The organism is Streptomyces adustus, from assembly GCF_009377175.1.
Classification (GTDB): domain Bacteria; phylum Actinomycetota; class Actinomycetes; order Streptomycetales; family Streptomycetaceae; genus Streptomyces; species Streptomyces adustus.
The window spans coordinates 20363-36654 of the sequence record NZ_VJZD01000079.1; the positions used below are offsets into that span (position 1 = coordinate 20363).

General features: G+C 69.9%; 17 protein-coding genes and 2 pseudogenes. 10 read left to right on the plus strand and 9 right to left on the minus strand.

The window, feature by feature from the left end; genetic code table 11:
* Positions 1–133: 133 nt before the first annotated feature.
* Positions 134–2062: a molecular chaperone HtpG gene (gene htpG / locus FNH09_RS20535; RefSeq protein ID WP_152890078.1), complete on the minus strand. Its 1929-nt coding sequence runs from the start codon at positions 2060–2062 to the stop codon at positions 134–136.
* Between the two features lie 129 nt (positions 2063–2191).
* Positions 2192–2848: a type III effector protein gene (locus FNH09_RS20540; RefSeq protein WP_162468852.1), complete on the minus strand. Its 657-nt coding sequence runs from the start codon at positions 2846–2848 to the stop codon at positions 2192–2194.
* A 127-nt stretch (positions 2849–2975) separates the two neighbouring features.
* Here FNH09_RS20540 and FNH09_RS20545 point away from each other — a divergent pair, with 127 nt between their 5' ends.
* The 3 genes from FNH09_RS20545 (at position 2976) to FNH09_RS20555 (ending at position 4416) form a co-directional block, all read left to right on the plus strand.
* Positions 2976–3407: an Hsp20/alpha crystallin family protein gene (locus FNH09_RS20545; protein WP_152890080.1), complete on the plus strand. Its 432-nt coding sequence runs from the start codon at positions 2976–2978 to the stop codon at positions 3405–3407.
* Positions 3408–3506: 99 nt separating this feature from the next.
* The gene (locus tag FNH09_RS20550) at positions 3507–3902 is read left to right on the plus strand and encodes a DUF2267 domain-containing protein (protein ID WP_152890082.1); all 396 of its coding nucleotides are present in this window, start codon (positions 3507–3509) and stop codon (positions 3900–3902) included.
* Between the two features lie 70 nt (positions 3903–3972).
* Positions 3973–4416 carry a DUF2267 domain-containing protein gene (locus FNH09_RS20555; protein ID WP_162468853.1) on the plus strand — a complete coding sequence of 148 codons (444 nt, stop codon included), beginning with the start codon at positions 3973–3975 and terminating at the stop codon, positions 4414–4416.
* A 111-nt stretch (positions 4417–4527) separates the two neighbouring features.
* On the opposite strand, the gene FNH09_RS20560 is transcribed toward FNH09_RS20555, so the two are convergent.
* Entirely contained in the window at positions 4528–4752 is a 225-nt protein-coding gene (locus tag FNH09_RS20560; RefSeq protein WP_152890084.1) for a SpoIIE family protein phosphatase, read from the minus strand.
* A 62-nt stretch (positions 4753–4814) separates the two neighbouring features.
* On the opposite strand from FNH09_RS20560, the pseudogene FNH09_RS47700 reads away from it, so the two are divergent.
* Positions 4815–5081, plus strand: a pseudogene (locus FNH09_RS47700) (signal peptidase II); the annotation flags it as partial.
* A gap of 100 nt (positions 5082–5181) precedes the next feature.
* On the opposite strand, the gene FNH09_RS47705 reads toward FNH09_RS47700, so the two are convergent.
* Positions 5182–5559 carry a hypothetical protein gene (locus FNH09_RS47705; RefSeq protein ID WP_338017626.1) on the minus strand — a complete coding sequence of 126 codons (378 nt, stop codon included), beginning with the start codon at positions 5557–5559 and terminating at the stop codon, positions 5182–5184.
* A gap of 429 nt (positions 5560–5988) precedes the next feature.
* On the opposite strand from FNH09_RS47705, the gene FNH09_RS20570 reads away from it, so the two are divergent.
* Positions 5989–7272 (plus strand): PP2C family protein-serine/threonine phosphatase, encoded by a 1284-nt coding sequence (locus FNH09_RS20570; RefSeq protein ID WP_338017624.1) that lies wholly within the window; start codon positions 5989–5991, stop codon positions 7270–7272.
* Positions 7273–7401: 129 nt separating this feature from the next.
* Here the strand turns inward: FNH09_RS20570 and FNH09_RS20575 are convergent, their stop codons facing one another.
* Positions 7402–8010 (minus strand): TetR/AcrR family transcriptional regulator, encoded by a 609-nt coding sequence (locus FNH09_RS20575; protein WP_152890087.1) that lies wholly within the window; start codon positions 8008–8010, stop codon positions 7402–7404.
* Between the two features lie 106 nt (positions 8011–8116).
* On the opposite strand from FNH09_RS20575, the gene FNH09_RS20580 reads away from it, so the two are divergent.
* From FNH09_RS20580 to FNH09_RS48690, 5 genes and pseudogenes are all read left to right on the plus strand, one after another.
* Complete coding sequence (locus FNH09_RS20580) at positions 8117–9127, plus strand: alcohol dehydrogenase catalytic domain-containing protein (RefSeq protein ID WP_152890089.1); 1011 nt, start codon at positions 8117–8119, stop codon at positions 9125–9127.
* Positions 9128–9147: 20 nt separating this feature from the next.
* Positions 9148–9750, plus strand: coding sequence for an NADPH-dependent F420 reductase (locus FNH09_RS20585; protein ID WP_152890091.1), 603 nt, complete (start codon positions 9148–9150; stop codon positions 9748–9750).
* Positions 9751–9813: 63 nt separating this feature from the next.
* Positions 9814–10902 carry an alkene reductase gene (locus FNH09_RS20590; protein WP_152890093.1) on the plus strand — a complete coding sequence of 363 codons (1089 nt, stop codon included), beginning with the start codon at positions 9814–9816 and terminating at the stop codon, positions 10900–10902.
* 250 nt (positions 10903–11152) lie between these two features.
* On the plus strand, positions 11153–11650 hold the full coding sequence (locus tag FNH09_RS46745) for a DEAD/DEAH box helicase family protein (protein WP_156110829.1): 498 nt from the start codon (positions 11153–11155) through the stop codon (positions 11648–11650).
* Positions 11651–11738: 88 nt separating this feature from the next.
* Positions 11739–12248: pseudogene (locus FNH09_RS48690) on the plus strand (transcriptional regulator); the annotation flags it as partial.
* Here FNH09_RS48690 and FNH09_RS20600 read toward each other — a convergent pair.
* The 4 genes from FNH09_RS20600 to FNH09_RS20615 form a co-directional block, all read right to left on the minus strand.
* Positions 12229–12891, minus strand: coding sequence for an HAD family hydrolase (locus FNH09_RS20600; RefSeq protein ID WP_152890113.1), 663 nt, complete (start codon positions 12889–12891; stop codon positions 12229–12231). The pseudogene FNH09_RS48690 and the gene FNH09_RS20600 overlap by 20 nt on opposite strands.
* A gap of 307 nt (positions 12892–13198) precedes the next feature.
* Complete coding sequence (locus FNH09_RS20605; protein WP_238426876.1) at positions 13199–14962, minus strand: S8 family serine peptidase; 1764 nt, start codon at positions 14960–14962, stop codon at positions 13199–13201.
* Between the two features lie 129 nt (positions 14963–15091).
* Positions 15092–15562 (minus strand): hypothetical protein, encoded by a 471-nt coding sequence (locus FNH09_RS20610; protein ID WP_152890097.1) that lies wholly within the window; start codon positions 15560–15562, stop codon positions 15092–15094.
* Between the two features lie 437 nt (positions 15563–15999).
* The coding region (locus FNH09_RS20615) for a zinc ribbon domain-containing protein (RefSeq protein WP_152890099.1) at positions 16000–16292 on the minus strand (293 nt) is incomplete at its 5' end.

A 16292-nucleotide genomic window follows, 5' to 3' on the forward strand; every position in this document is an offset into this window, starting at 1 on the left:
GGCAGTCCGGACACACCCGCCTGGCCCGGCACCCGTACGGGTGCCGGGCCAGGCGGGTTCATGGGGAGTGTGAGGTGGCGAGGTCGAGGTGGGTGCGGCCGGGCGCTTCGGCCGTGCCGGGCCGCACCCATGGTTACAGAGTGCGGGTCAGGCGGTCGGTGAGCAGCCGGGTGAAGCGGGCCGGGTCGGGCAGGTCGCCGCCTTCGGCGAGCAGCGCGCTGCCGTACACGAGCTCGGCGATCTCCGCCAGTGCGGGGTCGTCGGCGCCTGCGTCGTGTGCTGTGCGCAGGGCGGTGATCAGGGGGTGTGCGGGGTTGAGTTCCAGGATCCGCTTGACCGGGGGAATCTGCTGGCCCATCGCCCGGTACATCTTCTCCAGGGTCGGCGACACGTCGCGGGCGTCGCCGACAATGCATGCCGCCGAGGTCGTCAGGCGTGACGACAGGCGAACCTGCTTGACCTGCTCGGACAGGGTGGTGGTCAGCCAGGGCAGCAGGGCGGCGAAGTCCTGCTCGCGCCGGGCCTTCTCTGCGTCGGTTTCCGTCTCGCCGTCGGCGGACTCGTCGAGGTCGACCTGGCCCTTGGCGATGGACTGCAGACGGTGGCCGTCGAAGGACGGGATCCGGTCCACCCACACCTCGTCGACGGGGTCGGTGAGGATGAGGACCTCGTACCCCTTGGCGGCGAAGGCTTCCATGTGCGGGGAGTTCTCCACCATGGCGCGGGTCTCGCCGGTCAGGTAGTAGATGGTGTCCTGGCCATCCTTCATGCGCTCGACGTACTCGCGCAGCGTGGTTGTCTTCTCCGGGTCGTGCGTGGAGGCGGCCGACACCAGCTCCAGCAGGGCCTCGGTGTTGTCCGTGTCCTCGACCAGGCCTTCCTTCAGCGCCCGGCCGAACTGCGCCCACACCTTCGCGTAGCGCTCGGCGTCCTTGGACTGCATGTCCTTGATAGCGCCGAGGACCTTCTTGACCAGACGCCGACGTACGCCGCGGATCTGCCGGTCGTGCTGGAGGATCTCGCGGGAGACGTTCAACGACAGGTCGTGGGCGTCCACGACACCCTTGACGAAGCGCAGATAGTCGGGCATGAGCGCTTCGCAGTCGTCCATGATGAACACCCGCTTGACGTACAGCTGCACGCCGCGCTTGGTCTCGCGGGAGAACAGGTCGAAGGGTGCCTGCGAGGGGATGAACAGCAGCGCCTCGTACTCGAATGTGCCCTCGGCGCGCATATGGATCGTCTCGGCCGGGGCCAGCCAGTCGTGGCTGATCTGCTGGTAGAACTCGTGGTACTCGTCCTCGGTCACCTCGGCGCGCGGCCGGGCCCACAGCGCCTTCATCGAGTTGAGCGTGTCAATGTCGCGGGTGGTCTCGCCCTCGGCGTCGGTGCGCTCGGTGGCCATCCGGATCGGCCAGCGGATGAAGTCCGAGTACTGCTTGACGATCTGGCGGATCTTCGGTTCGGAGAGGTAGTCGGCGAGCCCGTCCTCGCTGTCGGCGGGCTTGAGGTGCAGGGTGACCGAGGTGCCCACGGGCAGGCTGTCGACGCTCTGGAGGTCGTAGGTGCCCTCGCCGTCGGATTCCCACTGGGTGCCGGAGTCGGTGCCGGCCCGCCGGGTGCGCAGGGTGACCTTGTCGGCGACCATGAACGCCGAGTAGAAGCCGACGCCGAACTGCCCGATCAGGCTCTCGATGGTGGCGGCGTCCTTGGACTCCTTGGACTCCTTGATCTTCTCCAGCAGCCCGGCGGTACCGGATTTGGCGATCGTGCCGATCAGCTCAACGAGATCGTCCCGGGTCATGCCGATCCCGTTGTCACGGACGGTCAAGGTGCGGGCGCCCTTGTCGATCTCCAACCAGATGTGCAGGTCGGGGGTGTTTATCTCGGCCTGGCTGGAGTCGGTCAGCGCTTCCAGCCGCAGCTTGTCCAAGGCGTCGGAGGCGTTCGAGATCAGCTCGCGCAGGAAGATGTCCTTGTTCGAGTAGATCGAGTGAATCACCAGTCGGAGCAACTGGCGGGTCTCGGCCTGGAATTCCAGCGTCTCGACGCTGCTGCCCATGTGGGTCTCTTTCTGTGGGAACGTCATGAACGGACTTGGGCTCGGGCCGAGACGGATCGTTGCCCGCCGTCGGCGTGGTTGTGGGCGGGCTGCATCGCACCCGCATGATGTCACTCTGCGTGATTGGAGTTAGGTATCGTCAGCCGCTGTCGTCGTGCGCCGGTCCTCCAGGGCGTCCAGGGATTCGGCGAGGCCGGTGTGGCGGGCATCGAGGTAGGGGCGCATGTCGGTCAGGGGGGCGATGAGCGCGGCCGCGTCGGCGGCGCCGAGGGCGGTATGCAAGGCGGCCTGGGCTGAGCGTGCTTCGGGCGCGAGATGGTCGAGGGCGGTGATCTGTCCGGCGAGGCGGCGCAGGTCGGCCGCATTGCGGCGGGCCCAGGTGGCGGTGTTGCGGTCGGCGGCCCGGGCCTGACGGGTGGCCGTCACGCGCTGTTCGCCGGTGGTTCCGGCCGGGCCGGGGCGGCCGCGCAGGTAGCGGCGCTCGGCGGCCTGGCGGCTGGCGACACCCAGGGGAGAGGCGAGGTCGGCCCAGCTCGCGCCCGCGTCCCGGGCCGTTTCGATCAGGCCGGTCTCCCATCCGGCGAGCCGCTCACGTACCTGCCGCAGCAGCATCAGCGAGGCGAGGGCCTGCTCCGGGGCCGGCCCGGCGCCGAGGGTGTCGGGGGTCTCGTGCTGGGCGTCGCGCAGGGCGTCGTCTATGGCTTTCAGGGCCGCCGCGGCGGCGAGGAACGACGCCGGGCTGTGGGCGTCGGCGTCGGTGGAGACCGGCTGGTCGGGTGCGGTCACGGACACCTCCCTCGGGTTGTCACCATGTAGACGACATCGTGTTTGTCATCCATTGGATGACATGTTACAACGGTGTCAGTGCAGCGCATTGGCAGCAACTGCTCGAACCTGCTGGAGGTGTTTCACAATGTTGATGCGCACTGACCCCTTCCGTGAGCTGGACCGGCTGACGCAGCAGCTGATGGCCCCGGGCACCTGGTCGAAGCCGTCGGCGATGCCGATGGACGCCTACCGCGAGGGCGACGAGTACGTGGTGGCCTTCGACCTCCCCGGTGTCACCGCGGACGCGATCGACATCGACGTCGAGCGGAACATGCTCACCGTCAAGGCCGAGCGCCGGCCGGTGGCGAAGGCCGACGACGTGCAGATGGAGCTGTCCGAGCGGCCGCTGGGCGTCTTCTCCCGCCAGATCGTGCTCGCCGACACCCTCGACACCGAGCACATCCAGGCCGACTACGACGCGGGCGTGCTCACCCTGCGCATCCCGATCGCCGAGCGCGCCAAGCCCCGCAAGATCTCCATCGGCGTCGGATCCGGCCGCACGGAGATCTCCGGCTGACACCGGCCGCACCGGTGCGGAGGACGGGAACCTGATCTCCCCCTCCAGCCCGCCCTCCGCACCTCGTGGGCAGTCCGCAGAAGAAGGGGTGGTGGCGAGATGACTCTGCGACGCGAAGTGTTCCTCGGCCACGTGAAGGAACGCGGCGAATACGGTACTGCGGAGGAAGCAGAGCGCGCGGCCCGTGTGGTGCTCGCCCTGCTCGGCGCGCACCTGGTCGGCGAGGTTCGCGCCCAGCTCGCGGCGCGCCTGCCGGAGCAGTTCGCCCTGATCCTGCTCAACCCGCTGCAGAGCGCCGAACCGCTGCCTCCGGAGCGGTTCGTGCGGGCGACCGCGGCCTGGATCGAGGGCGCCACCGAGCAGACCGCGGCCTGGGACGTCAGCGCTGTGCTGTCCACCGTCGCCGACGCCGCCGGCGACGACCTGCTGGGGCAGATCCTGCTCCAGCTCCCCGTCGGCTACGACCTGCTCTTCGGCCGCCCCCAACCCACCTGACCATGACGGGTGGTGCCGCCCCCTCGGCACCACCCCACCCATCCCAACTCCACGAAAGGCATGCACTGCAGTGATCTCCCACGCGCGCGTACCGCTTGAGCACCAGCGGCCGTACGGGACCGCGTATGAGCAGATGCTGGAGAAGGTCCGCTACGAGGGCGCCTACCCCACCCGCGAGAAGGCCGACGAAGCCGTCCGCCTGGTCCTGGCGGGACTGGGACGCCAGCTGACCGGCGACGAACGCGTCGACCTTGCCGCTCGCCTGCCCCTGGAAGCCGCACGTGTCCTGACCGCACAGATCCCCGACACCCAGCCGCTGACCGGCTGGGCCTTCGTCAAGGACCTCACCGCCCGCACCGGCGCATCCCTGGGCACCACCCGCTGGGACACCGGTTCCGTCTTCTCCGCCGTCGCCGCCTGCGCCGGCCCCGACCTCATCACCCGCATCCTGGGCCGGCTCCCCTCCGGGTACGCCCTGCTGTTCGGCCGCGCCGAACTCGCCCCCGCCGCATAGTCGGCGACGTGCAGGCTCAGGGCGGACTCGATGGCCGCGCCGCTGTCCGCCCTGAGCCTCGGTGCCCGCGAGGTGAGCGCCGTCGCCCGCTCGTCAGCGCGCAACCCGGCGTCAGGGCCGCTCCTCGGCAGAGGGGGTCAGGTCGTGGGGCGGGAGACGGACTGCGAGGAGGGCGATGTCGTCGTCACCGCCATGGGCCAGCCCGGCGAGGAGCTCGTCACAGAAGACAGCCAGCGGTTCGCGGGTCAGGGCTGCGGCGTGCTGACGCGGCCGGGCGAGACCGCGGTCGAGGACTTCGCCGGGGCGTTCGATCAGACCGTCGGTGTAGAGCAGCAAGGTGGAATCCGGCGCAAGGGTGTGGGTGCCGCTGGGTCGCGTCCGCCGACCTCGGCATCAAGATGTGGGCCGAACACACCCTGGCCGACGGCCCGATCGAAGGCGGTCCGCTGGACCTGCAACTCGCCCACAACCTCGGCGTGGCCTTCTCCGCCGGCGCGAACGCCCCGGGCTGGATGGTCCTGGCCGTCACCGCCCTGATCACCACGGCGGTCGCCGTCGCGCTGTGGCGGACCGCTCCGACCGCCCGCCGTCTGTGGGGCACTGCGCTCGCGGCGATCCTGGGCAGCGCGGTGGTCACCGACTGCCTGCACTCCGGCTGGTGGCCCACCTTCAACCTCGCCGACGTCTTCATCGTCTGCGGCGGCTTGCTCCTGGTGGCCTTGTCCTGGCGCACCGACCGGCCCCGGCCCGCGCAGACGTGGCCGCTCAACCCCGCGAGGCGCCGACCCTCAACGCCTGCCGCAGCTCGTCGAGCTCAGGGGCGCCGGCCAGGCCGTCCGGCGTGCGGTAGACCCGGCACGCCAGCCCCGGCGCCCTGCCCGCCTCGGCGAACGGATCCCGGCCCCCGATCCAGATCGTCGGCGAGCCGGTGAAGCCGATCCGCTCCGCCTCCGCCTGGTCGGAGACCACGCGGACGGTGTCCATGTCCAGACGGAACGTGCCGTACGGGTTGATGTTCGACCAGAACAGGGCGGTCCGAGCGCGCCGGTCCTCTGCGGTGAGCTTGTCCGCCCACTCCGGCTCGGCGTCCTGAACGAAGGCGGCTACGAGATCGTCCGCCGCGACACCACCGGCAACGAGCACGAGGTCACCACAACAAACAGCGTCAACGACATCGCCCGCGACCTCACCATCTGGATGGCCGCCCGCAGCATCAGTGCTCGCTAATCCCGACCGCACTCCGGCGTCGAACCTCTGCGGCCTGCTGCCGCGCTGCTGCTGCCTCTGCACCGCCCTTCGCCTGGCCTTGCAAGTCCGGCTGTTGCCTGGGTTATGTCGTAATCCGGAGCGGATGTGACGCGCGGTCGCCGACTGATTCGGCCGGTGTGACTGAGCGCCTCGGTTGGCGAGTGAGCGCTTGGGCTGGCGGGCGAGGGGTTCGACGCGGTTGCGCCGGCGCCTGCGCTGCCCCTGGAGGTTGTCGTCGCGGGGCACGTCGCAGGGGGCTGAGGGGCCGCAGGCAGGCGTCGGGCCCAGGGTGCCGGGGGTGTCGGCGCACGGTAGAACGTAGGAGTGAGGGACGGGAACATCCCTGATGAGGATGGGCGGCCGCAGCGCGTGGCGAGGTCGGCGATCGACTACCAGGCGCTGTTCGCGGTGACTCCCAGCCCTTGCATGGTGCTGAGCCCGGATCTGGTGCTCGTTGACGTCAATGAGGCGGCCTGCCGGGTGACCGGCCGTAGCCGGGAGGATCTGCTTGGGCGGTATCTCTTCGATGCCTTCCCTGACAATCCGGCGGATCCCGATGCTGACGGCGTGCGGAATCTGCAGGCGTCCCTGCACCAGGTCCTGCGCTCGAAAGAGCCGGACACGATGGCGCCGATGAAGTACGACATCCCCGTGGCCGACCGCGCCGGCGTGTTCGAGGAGCGGTGGTGGTCCGCAATCAACACGCCGGTGCTCGGGCCGGACGGGCAGGTGGAATGGATCCTCCACCGGGGGGTGGACATGACCGCATTCATCCTGTCTCAAGGCCGCCCGCGAGAAGGCACAGCGCTCAGCGACGCGGAGGCGATGGAGGTCGAACTGTATGCGCGGGCACGCGAGCTCCAGCGGCTGAACGAGGAACTGCGCCGGGCCCACGCCCGGGAGCGCCAGATCGCCGTCACCCTGCAGGAGGCCATGCTGCACTCGCCCCATCTGGCCCGTCACCGGGACACCGCGGTCCGCTACCTGCCCGCCGCCGGGTCACTGAACGTGTGCGGCGACTGGTACGAGGTGGTCGACCTGCCCGAGAACAGATTCGCCGTCGCGGTGGGCGACGTCGTCGGCCACGGCCTGGAGGCCGCCGCCGTCATGGGCATGCTCCGCAGCGCGCTGTCCGTCTCCGTCCGGGCCGTCGAAGAACCCGCACTTGCCCTGGACGCCCTGGGCCTGTACGCACGCGATGTGGAAGGTGCACTGGCCACCACCGTCGTCCAAGCGGTCATCGACCCCCATGCCCGCCGCATCACGTACAGCAGTGCCGGCCACCTGCCCCCCGTCCTGCTCCATCAGGACGGCACCTGCGTCTTGCTCGACCAGGCCACCGACCCTCCGCTGGGGGCCCGGCCCAAACACGTCCCCCGTCTGCAGGCCGACCTGTCCTACCGTCCCGGCGACACCTTCGTGCTCTACACCGACGGCCTCATCGAACGCCGTGGCGAGGACATCGACACCGGCCTGCAGCGCCTCACCGACGCGCTCGCCCGCCATGCCCGCCATAGTCCCGAACGCCTCGCCGACGCCCTGCTCGCGTACCTCGGCGTCAGCAGCGGCGCCCGCGACGATATCGCCCTGATTGTCCTCCGCCTATGACCGCGCGCCGCCCTCTGGAGTCACAGGTGGCTAACCCCGCCGGCTGAAGCGCTCAGTCACAGCCGGGGGCTCGCCATGGTGACGGGGTGTCCGCTTCGGCTCCGTGTTTCGCGGCGGCCGTGAGTTGCGTCAGTCGAGGGCGTGGCTGCGGCCGGTCTGCAGGATCTCGTCGGAGAGTTCGGGCTCGACGTGGCGTACGGCGCGGGCGAGGGTCAGCGCGCCGACCATTTCGTTGAGCAGGCGGATGGCTCTGTGGCGGGCCTCGGCCGGGTCGGGCTCGTGGCCCTTGTCCTCGGCTTCGCGCAGGAACTCGTCGGCGAAGCTGGTGAGGTAGCCCTTGACGCCTTCGGCGTATGCGCTCTGCACGGCTTCGCTGTGCCGTCCGGCGTCGGTGGCCAGGGAGGCGGAGGGGCAGCCGCCGTCCGGGGCGTCACGGTGTGCGGTGGACAGGTACTCGGCCAGGACCCGCTCCAGCGGAGAGCCGGCCTGGTCCGGACCGTCCTCGATCGTCCGGGCCAGGACCTCGAGCGAGGCGGCGTAGGAGGCGCCGCACACCTCCACGGCCAGGTCGTTCTTGGAGGCGAAGTGGTTGTAGAAGCCGCCGTGGGTGAGTCCGGCTTCCTTCATCAGCTCGGCGATGCCGACCGCGTCGATGCCCTGCGAGCGAAACATGTGGCTCGCCGCTTCGAGGATGTTCTGCCGGTTGCGGGCCTTGTCCTGCTTGGTGATCCGCGGCATGGCCGTCCTCTCGTGGCGCTCTCGTTTGACATCTTTAATGATGCCCCTCATCATAGCAAAAGTATCAATGACGCCCATCATTAATAGTTCATGGAAGGAGAGCGCCATGCGCGCCATCGCCTACGACCAGCACGGAGAAGCCGGGCAGGTACTACGCCTGAGCGAGATGCCGGCCCCTGCTGCGCCCGCGGCCGGGCAGGTGCGGGTGCGGGTGCTGTCCCGGCCGATCCACCCCGGCGACCTGGCGGCAGTGGAGGGCCTTGCGGGCGGGCCGCGGCAGCGGTTCGCCACGCCACGGATTCCCGGCGTGGAGGCAATGGGCGTCATCGAGAGCGTCGGCGAGGGTGTGCAGGATCTGCGGACCGGTCAGCGGGTGGCGTTCTTCCCGGTGCCGGGCGCGTGGAGCGAGCTCGTCACGGCGCCGACCGATCTTGTGGTGCCGGTGCCCGAGGACCTCGGCGACGAGAGCGCGGCTTTGATGCTGGCCAACCCGCTGACCCTGCTCTCCTTGCTGCGGGCGGTCGAGGACGCCCAGCACGGCCAGGCCGGTCCGGTGGTGCAGACGGCCGCCGGTTCGTCGGTGGGAAAGCTGATCAGCGCCGCAGCACTCAAGCACGGCATCCCGCTGGTCAACCTGGTACGCAGCGCCACGGGGGCGCAGACCTTGCGCCAGCGCTTCCCCTCACTGCCGACCATTTCGACGGCCGATGCGGACTGGCGCACTCAGGTCCAGGACGCGACCGGCGGCCGGGGCGCCCAGGTCGTACTGGACGCGGTGGGCGGATCCCTGACCGGTGAGCTGGCCGGACTGCTCACCGACGGCGGCACGCTGATTACCTACGGACAGCTCGGTTCCGGCAGCACGCCGCTGGAGTCGCTCGCGCTGACCCCGCGGGCCCTGACCGTGCGGGGCACGTCCGTCCTCCAGTGGGTGACCGCCCGCACGCCTGAGGAACGGGCCGAGGACGTCGCCTTCGCCGCCCGTCTGGCCGCGAGTGCCCCGGAACTCTTCGAGGTCGCCGCCAGCTACGACCTCGCCGACTTCGCGAAGGCCATCGACCATGTCCGCCGCCCCGGCAGGAGCGGAACCGTCCTGCTCACCAGCCCCGCACCCTGAACCCCACGAAGGGCACCGCCATGAAGATCGGAACCCTGGGCGCCGGAACCGTCGCCCGGGCCATCGCCCGCCACGCCGTGGCCCACGGCCACCAGGTCGTACTGAGCAACAGCCGCGGCCCCGCCTCCCTGGCCGGCCTCGCCGACGAACTCGGACCGCTCGCCCACGCCGGCACCCCGCAGGAAGCCGCTGCGGCGGAACTCGTCGTGCTCGCGGTCGGCTGGCCCCAGATCCCGGACGCGGTAGCCGGCCTGCGACCCTTCGACGGGCGCATCGTCATCGACGCCACCAATCAGTTCGTCTCCCCTCCGCCGCCCATGAAGATCGCCGATCTGGGCGAGCTGACCGGCAGCGAACACGTCGCCTCACTGCTGCCCGGAGCCCGCGTCGTCAAGGCATTCAACACCCTCTACGGCCAGTACATCGCCGCCGACCCGCGCCACCAGGCCGGACGCCAGGTGCTGTTCCTTGCCGGTGACGACGCCGACGCCAAGACCACCGTCAAGGACCTCACCGCCGCCTTCGGCTTCGCCCCCGTCGACCTCGGCTCCTTGCGCGAGGGCGGACGCCTCATGCAGCTCGGCGGCCCACTCTCCGGCCTCCACGCCCTCAAACAGGACTGAGCCGGGCCCTCGCCCATTCCTCGCTCTGCCCTCATCCACCCCCCACGCACAAGGAAGTTACTCATGACCACCACCCAGCCCCTGCTGCAGCCCGTCCGCCTCGGCGCGCTGGAGCTCCCCAACAGCGTCGTCATGGCCCCCATGACCCGCGCCCGCGCTCAGAATGCCGAGCTGGCCCCCACCGACCTCCACGCGACCTACTACGCGCAGCGCGCCAGTGCCGGCCTGATCGTCACCGAGGGAACCTGGGTCAACGCCGACGCGATCGGTTTCATCAACGCGCCCGGCATCTACACCGACACGCAGACCGCCGGCTGGGTGAAGGTCACCGAAGCCGTCCACGAGGCCGGCGGGCGGATCGTCTCCCAGTTCGGCCACCTCGGCACGGCCTCCCACCCCGACCACCTCGGCGGCCGCCTGCCCGCCGGGCCCTCGGCCATCAACCCCGGCGAGAAGTCCTTCACCCCCTCCGGCCCGAAGGACACCGTCACCCCGCGCGCCTACACCGCCGCCGAGATCGCTGCCACCATCGCCGACTACCGCCATGCGGCCGAGAACGCCCGCCGCGCCGGCTTCGACGGCGTGGAAATCCACGCCCAGCAATCCCACTTGATCCCGCAGTTCCTCAACCCACGTCTCAACCAGCGCACCGACGCCTACGGAGGCAGCAGCGAGAAGCGGGCCCAGTTCCTCCTCGACATCCTCGACGCCGTCAGTGACGTGTGGGGCAGCGACCGCATCAGCGTGAAGATGTCCCCGGGCTGGGCCAACGGAACCACGTTCACCGCGGACGAGGAGACACTCGCCGACTACGACCAGCTGCTCAAGAAGCTCAACGACAGCAACCTGGCCTACCTGCACCTCCTGGGCACCCCCGGCACCATCGAGGAGCGCATCGCCGTCTTCTCCCGCTACCGCACCCACTACCAGGGCAACATCGTCGCCAACCTCGGCTTCACCCAGGCCCTCGGCAACGAGATCCTCGGCCACGGAATCGTCAACGCCGTCTCCTTCGCCGAACCCTTCATCGCCAACCCCGACCTGGTCGAGCGCTTCACGCACGGCCACCCGCTGGCCGTCGGCGACCGGGACACCTACTACGCCGGCCACACCAAGGGCTACACCGACTACCCCGCCTTCACCACCAACTGAGCAAAGAGGACGTCGACGCAGCGTTGGCGTGCGGGCCGGCAGGAATCCTCGTGCTGCCCCACACCCGACGCAGCGCCGACCGGCTCCCTGAACGCTACTGGCCGCGAACTGTGGGAAAAGGGGCAACATCGCAGGTCGGGGTATCTGCAGCAGCGGGCCCGGTCCCGAGCCAGGGAACTGGGCCCGTTCGCATTGGGCAGATCCCCCTTCCCGGCACTTTCGCCCCGCGGCACCCACGAGAATGGCTCGTATGAGCCCCGCCAGCCCGGAGCCCGCCGCCAGGCGTGTCACTATGCGCCCCGACCAGCACAGCGGGCACGACCGCGCGGTACGGCATCTGCATCGTCCAGGCACGCGGGGCTTGGACGTGTCGGTGTGCGGGACGGGCAAGACGCCGGTCGCCATCCGTCCGGCGCGCACGCTCGGATCACAGCTGACCTTGGTGGTGGTGCCGACGCTGGAATTGATTGCGCAGACCGCGCTGACCTGGCGGAAGGACGGCCGGGCCGAGGCGAGGGTGGCGGTGTGTTCGATGGACACCCGCGCCCACCAGGGCCTGACCGAGGCGAACGGCGGCGCCTTTCAAAGCGTCTGGACGGCGCCCGTCAGAACAACCGCTTCCCGGACAAACGCGTCGCAGATCTTGAAGCCCAACTCGCGCCGTACCTCACCGCCCCACCTCCGCCGCCGTGACCCTGGGATCCCGACGACATGGCTCCCACGGGCGGATCACTCAAACGCGGTGTGAGATTCGGTGATGCTGTCATTGGATGTTCGGGTTTGCGGGTCACTAGCGTGTGGGTGTATCGGCACCATCCATCGACTGATTAACCCACAGCGAGCTGCTGGCCTGGCTGGACGCCGTCGAAGCCGAATGCGAGACACGCTGCGACAACACCCGTCAGGCACTCCAGCTCATCCACCACGCCGAAGCCGTCCTGGCCAACGGCAACGAGCACACCAGCCCGGACTGGCTGGACTGGTTCAGCCCGGTCAGGCTGGCCGCCTTCAAAGGCGACACTCAGCTCAGAGCCGGCCATCTGCTCCAGGCCCGCGCAACCCTGCACGGCGTTCTCGACGCCCTCGATGCCGGTGACGACAAGCAGCGCACCGTCGTCCTCGGCGACCTCGCAGCCGTCGAAGCGGCCGCCGGCAACCCTGATGAAGCCTGCCGGTACGCGCTGCGCGCACTCGACGACCTTCAGCGCACCTGGTACGCGACGGGCATGGACCGGGTCCGCGAGGTACGCCGGATGCTGGCCCCGCAGCAACAGCAGCAGTGCGTGCGCGAGCTCGACGACCGGCTCTATGGATGGTCGACGACGATCAGCGCGCTGAGCCGTTGAACCGGGCGATCAGCCCGGACAGCTCCAGCAGGCTCTCGATGCGGAACGTCGGAAGCTTCTGCGCCTCCTCGGTGCTCCATTGGATCGTTCCCCACGGCCCGCGGCGTACCAGCGCCGTGTGCATGCCTGCCCGGTGCGCCGGGCGGATGTCGTTGTCCACGCGGTCCCCGACGTACAGCATCTCCTCCGCCCGGGCCGGCACCACCTCGGCGACGCGGTGGAAGAACTCCGGCGCGGGCTTGGATGCCCCCCAGTCGTCGGACGTGCCGATGAGGTCGACGTCCGGGCTGAACAGCTCCCGCAGGATCCGGCCCGCGCGCACCGTCTGGTTCCCCGCGATGCCCAGCCACAGCCCGTCGGCCCGCAGTGCGGCGAGCGTGTCGCGTACATCGGGATACACATCCGCCTCGCCGAACGTTTCCGGCTGCCCTGCCTGCGCGCGGCGCTCACGCTCGGCATACAGGTCAAACCCCGGCCGGAACTCCTGGAACGTCTCGCGGTAGTCCCGCCCTTGAGCAATGACCGCACCGAACATGGCGTGGAAGGTGTGACGCGGCACGCCGAGCCAGTCCGCCCACGCACCGTACTCGGTGGTCTCGTCCACGAGGCACTCACCGACATCGAAGATCACAGCGCGGATCATGCGGGCAGCGTAGCCGCGGCTGGCGCCGGACCATGAGTTGAGGGTCGGCGCAGCAGGCCAGGGGGCTTGCGTCGGCTTGTGGAACTCGCGCGCCGTGCCCGGCTGCGGCGTGGCCCGAACGCTCTGGCCGTCGATGCTGGACAGGTCCTGGGCATCGAGCGCCTTTTGAGGGTGGAAGGGAACACCGGGGTCACCGGAACACCCCCCTGCGGTGCGTGCTCGTCTGGGTTCAAGTGGCTCGGAGCGTGCACGGAAGGGCACCCGCCCCGCGGGGCGGGTGCCGTTTTGTGGTTGCCGCAGGCAGGGCCTATGCGGTCGTGGAGGGGGCGAAGGGGAACAGGGCGGGGGCGAGCTGGATTGCGGGGACCAGGCCGAGGGCGAGGAGTGCGTCGGGCAGTCCGTGTCCGGTGCGGGCGGCGTCTGTGGTGCCGGGGGCGGCCAGTGAGTGGCAGCTGGCGGTGATGATGTCGAACAGGTGCTGGACGCGGCCGGGTCCGCGGGGCTGCAGCCGGCCGTGGAAGTCCTCGTGGTGGGCGAGGACGAGGGCGGCGAGTCCGGCCATGTGGGCCGCGGCTGTGCCGGTGCCGTCGAGGGCGGTGTAGCCGTCCTGCGGCGCGCAGGAGAGGACCGCCACGCCGGGGGCGGCTGCGTCGACGCCGGGACCGCAGCAGCTGAAGGGGGCGGCGAAGAGACCTTCCGGGCTCAGCTGCGGTCCGGTGTGGGTGGCGTGGGACGTGTCGGGCGGGTAGGTGCCGAGGGCTCCCAGGGCGCCGACGGCGAACACGGTGGGCAGGCAGGCGGGAAAGGCGACCGGTCCTGCACTGTCGCCTGCCGGGGCGATGCAGGCGATGCCCGCCGCCGTGGCATCGGCGAGTTTGCGGGAGACCAGCGCCGAAGGGTAGGGGGATGCGATCGCGATGTGGGCGATGTCGGCTTCGTGTTCGATGCAGTGGTCGAGGGCGTCGATCAGGTCGCTGAAGTGGCCGCCGGGCAGTACCTGGCAGACGTCGAGCTCGGCGTCGGCCGCGATCCCGACGATGCCCCTGCCGGTGTCCGCGCCGGCGATGATCCCGGCCGCGTGCGTACCGCTGCCGAGCGGATCGTGCGCCCAGCCCTCCTCGGTGCGACGAACGACATCGATCCCGGAGCGCACCCGCTGCTTCAGGTCGGGATGGTCGGTGCTGACGCCCGTACCGATGACCGCGATCTTGATGCCGAAGCCGCGGAACGTGGGAGGCAGCCGGTCCAGCCGCATGGCCTGCTGGCCCCAGCCGTACTGCTGGCGTTCCTCCAGCTCCGGGTACGCCTTGGCGAGCGGGGTGAGGCTGACGATGTTCTCCCGTGCCGCAGACAGGTCGGGACGGTGGATCCAGCGGTCGGTGTAGCCGGCCCGGGGCCGGACGTACAGGGACTGGACGCACTGTTCGGTCCCGGCGGTCAGGGTGAGGGTGACCGTGCCGTCGGCGGCGGTGACACCCTGGGCCGGCCAGGCCGCTGCGATCAGGAACACTCCCGCTTTGGCCAGCGGCTCGCCGTCCGGCCCGCAGACCCGCAAGGAGATCTCCACCGGCTTCTCCAGCGGCACGACCAGTCCAGGATCGTGCAGCGGCAGCATGCCCGGAGCCGGCGTGACGGCGGGCAAGGCGGTGTCGGCCAGCGGCAGGTCGGGTTCGATGTGCACGTGCAGCGTCCGCAGGGCCGGCAGCTGGGCCTCGGCGGCTTCGACGACCGCGATCTGAGGGCAGGACGGTCGCATACCGGTAGCCTGCGGCTTCTGTGACGGCTGCAGCCGGCGGATCACGGTGACATCAGGCATGCCCTCGAGCCGGTCACACACCGCGTCCATGCTCAGTTCGGCGCATCCCGGCGGGAGCAGCTGCTGCGGCAGCGGCGTGATCATGTAGCGCTGCCGGCGCGGCTGCACCACGACCGGTGACGGTGCGCCCTTCTCCTGTGGCGCCGTCCGCTTTTGCTCCTTGTCCCCGGGGACCGGCCCGCCGCCGGCTCCCGCGCCCTCGGATGCGCTGCGGCGGCTGTTGCGCGTCCTGCTGCCGGGCTTGTCCTCGACCATCACGTCCACCTCACGCCTACGTTCCACTTCGTGCCTGCGCTGCTGATGACGGGCTGCTCCCGTCTGCACGGCGATGCGGCGTGCCCGGGACAAGGAATCCTGAGCACACCGCATCCCCTGGTGATGGGATCAGCCGAGGCCGAAGGGCTGCCCCATAAAGCCGGGGCCGAAGCCGGGCTGCTGGTAGTGCTGCTGGTACGGCTGGCCGAACGGCTGCTGGCCGAAGCCGCCGCCGAACTGCTGCTGACCCTGCTGCTGGCTCTGCTGCACCAGGGTCAGGATCGCGGTCGGCAGCGCCTGCTGCACGGACTGCTCCACCGCGCTGCGGACCCCCGCGTGCAGCGTGTGATGCAGCGCCAGGGCCAGGTACGGGTGGGCATGCTGAGCCAGGCCCTGCTGCTGCAACTGCTGCTGGACCTGCTGGATCTGCTGCAGCGTCTGCTGCATCCGCTGCGCGATCTGCTGGCTGGCCTGCTGACAGGCCTGCTGGATCGCCTGCTGGACCACCTGCGCGAGCTGCTGCGAACCGCCGATCTGCTGCGTACCACCGGCCTGCTGACCGAACTGCTGCAGGGGCTGGGCACCGGTCATCACCGACATGAAAGCTCCGTTCGACGCCAAAGGAAAGCCGACATAAGAGACTATGCGGCCATTTCGGAATTATTCCGACGACCCGAGGCTAGGTCGGCGACGTCATGGTCACCATCGGGCGAGCCGTTCAGAGCGCAGGAGTCCCCCAATCGGATCCGGCGAGCGGTGAGCCGTCGCTGCCGCGACAGGCTGCCCCACGGCGGCGGCCAAAGGCGCGCGGCGGCAGGCGACGCAGGCCGGGCGGAGCATCCATGTCCACATCCGCATCACGAACATCCGTACGGCGCCGGCCGACACAGCCAACGCATCATCGGATATTACGGAAAGAATGCTTGGATCGGGCACACAGCCGTACCCCATGGTGGTACGCGCCACGGCGCCCCGAATGGCCGGTTGCTCCCGCAGCCTTCGGGGACCATGGGATATGGGTTGACGTGCTCCCTGGCCTAAAGTCCGGGGATTCCGGCCTGGGTCGTCTGACCCTTCCGGGGGCTTCCTGCTTCAACGCGCTGTGCGGGCACGTGTGCCCGTCTTACCGGCGCTCCACAGGCGTTTGGCGTCTCCACCTGTCCGGTGGCGACGATGCGGCGTCCTTCGAGGAGGATGTTGCGTGCTGCGTTGTGGTCGCGGTCGTGCACGGTGCCGCAGGCGCTGCACGTCCATTCCCGGACGTGCAGGGGCTTGGGGCCGTCCCTGAATCCGCAGGCCGAGCAGACCTGGGAGGACGGGAAGACGCGGT

Coding starts and splice junctions, on each gene's coding strand:
- FNH09_RS20590 (WP_152890093.1), top strand. CDS start 9,814: ATGACCACCACCCAGCCCCTGCTGCAGCCCGTCCGCCTCGGCGCGCTG.
- FNH09_RS20605 (WP_238426876.1), bottom strand. CDS start 14,962: ATGGTCGAGGACAAGCCCGGCAGCAGGACGCGCAACAGCCGCCGCAGC.
- FNH09_RS46745 (WP_156110829.1), top strand. CDS start 11,153: ATGAGCCCCGCCAGCCCGGAGCCCGCCGCCAGGCGTGTCACTATGCGC.
- htpG (WP_152890078.1), bottom strand. CDS start 2,062: ATGGGCAGCAGCGTCGAGACGCTGGAATTCCAGGCCGAGACCCGCCAG.
- FNH09_RS20575 (WP_152890087.1), bottom strand. CDS start 8,010: ATGCCGCGGATCACCAAGCAGGACAAGGCCCGCAACCGGCAGAACATC.
- FNH09_RS20600 (WP_152890113.1), bottom strand. CDS start 12,891: ATGATCCGCGCTGTGATCTTCGATGTCGGTGAGTGCCTCGTGGACGAG.
- FNH09_RS20580 (WP_152890089.1), top strand. CDS start 8,117: ATGCGCGCCATCGCCTACGACCAGCACGGAGAAGCCGGGCAGGTACTA.
- FNH09_RS20585 (WP_152890091.1), top strand. CDS start 9,148: ATGAAGATCGGAACCCTGGGCGCCGGAACCGTCGCCCGGGCCATCGCC.
- FNH09_RS20550 (WP_152890082.1), top strand. CDS start 3,507: ATGACTCTGCGACGCGAAGTGTTCCTCGGCCACGTGAAGGAACGCGGC.
- FNH09_RS20545 (WP_152890080.1), top strand. CDS start 2,976: ATGTTGATGCGCACTGACCCCTTCCGTGAGCTGGACCGGCTGACGCAG.
- FNH09_RS20610 (WP_152890097.1), bottom strand. CDS start 15,562: ATGTCGGTGATGACCGGTGCCCAGCCCCTGCAGCAGTTCGGTCAGCAG.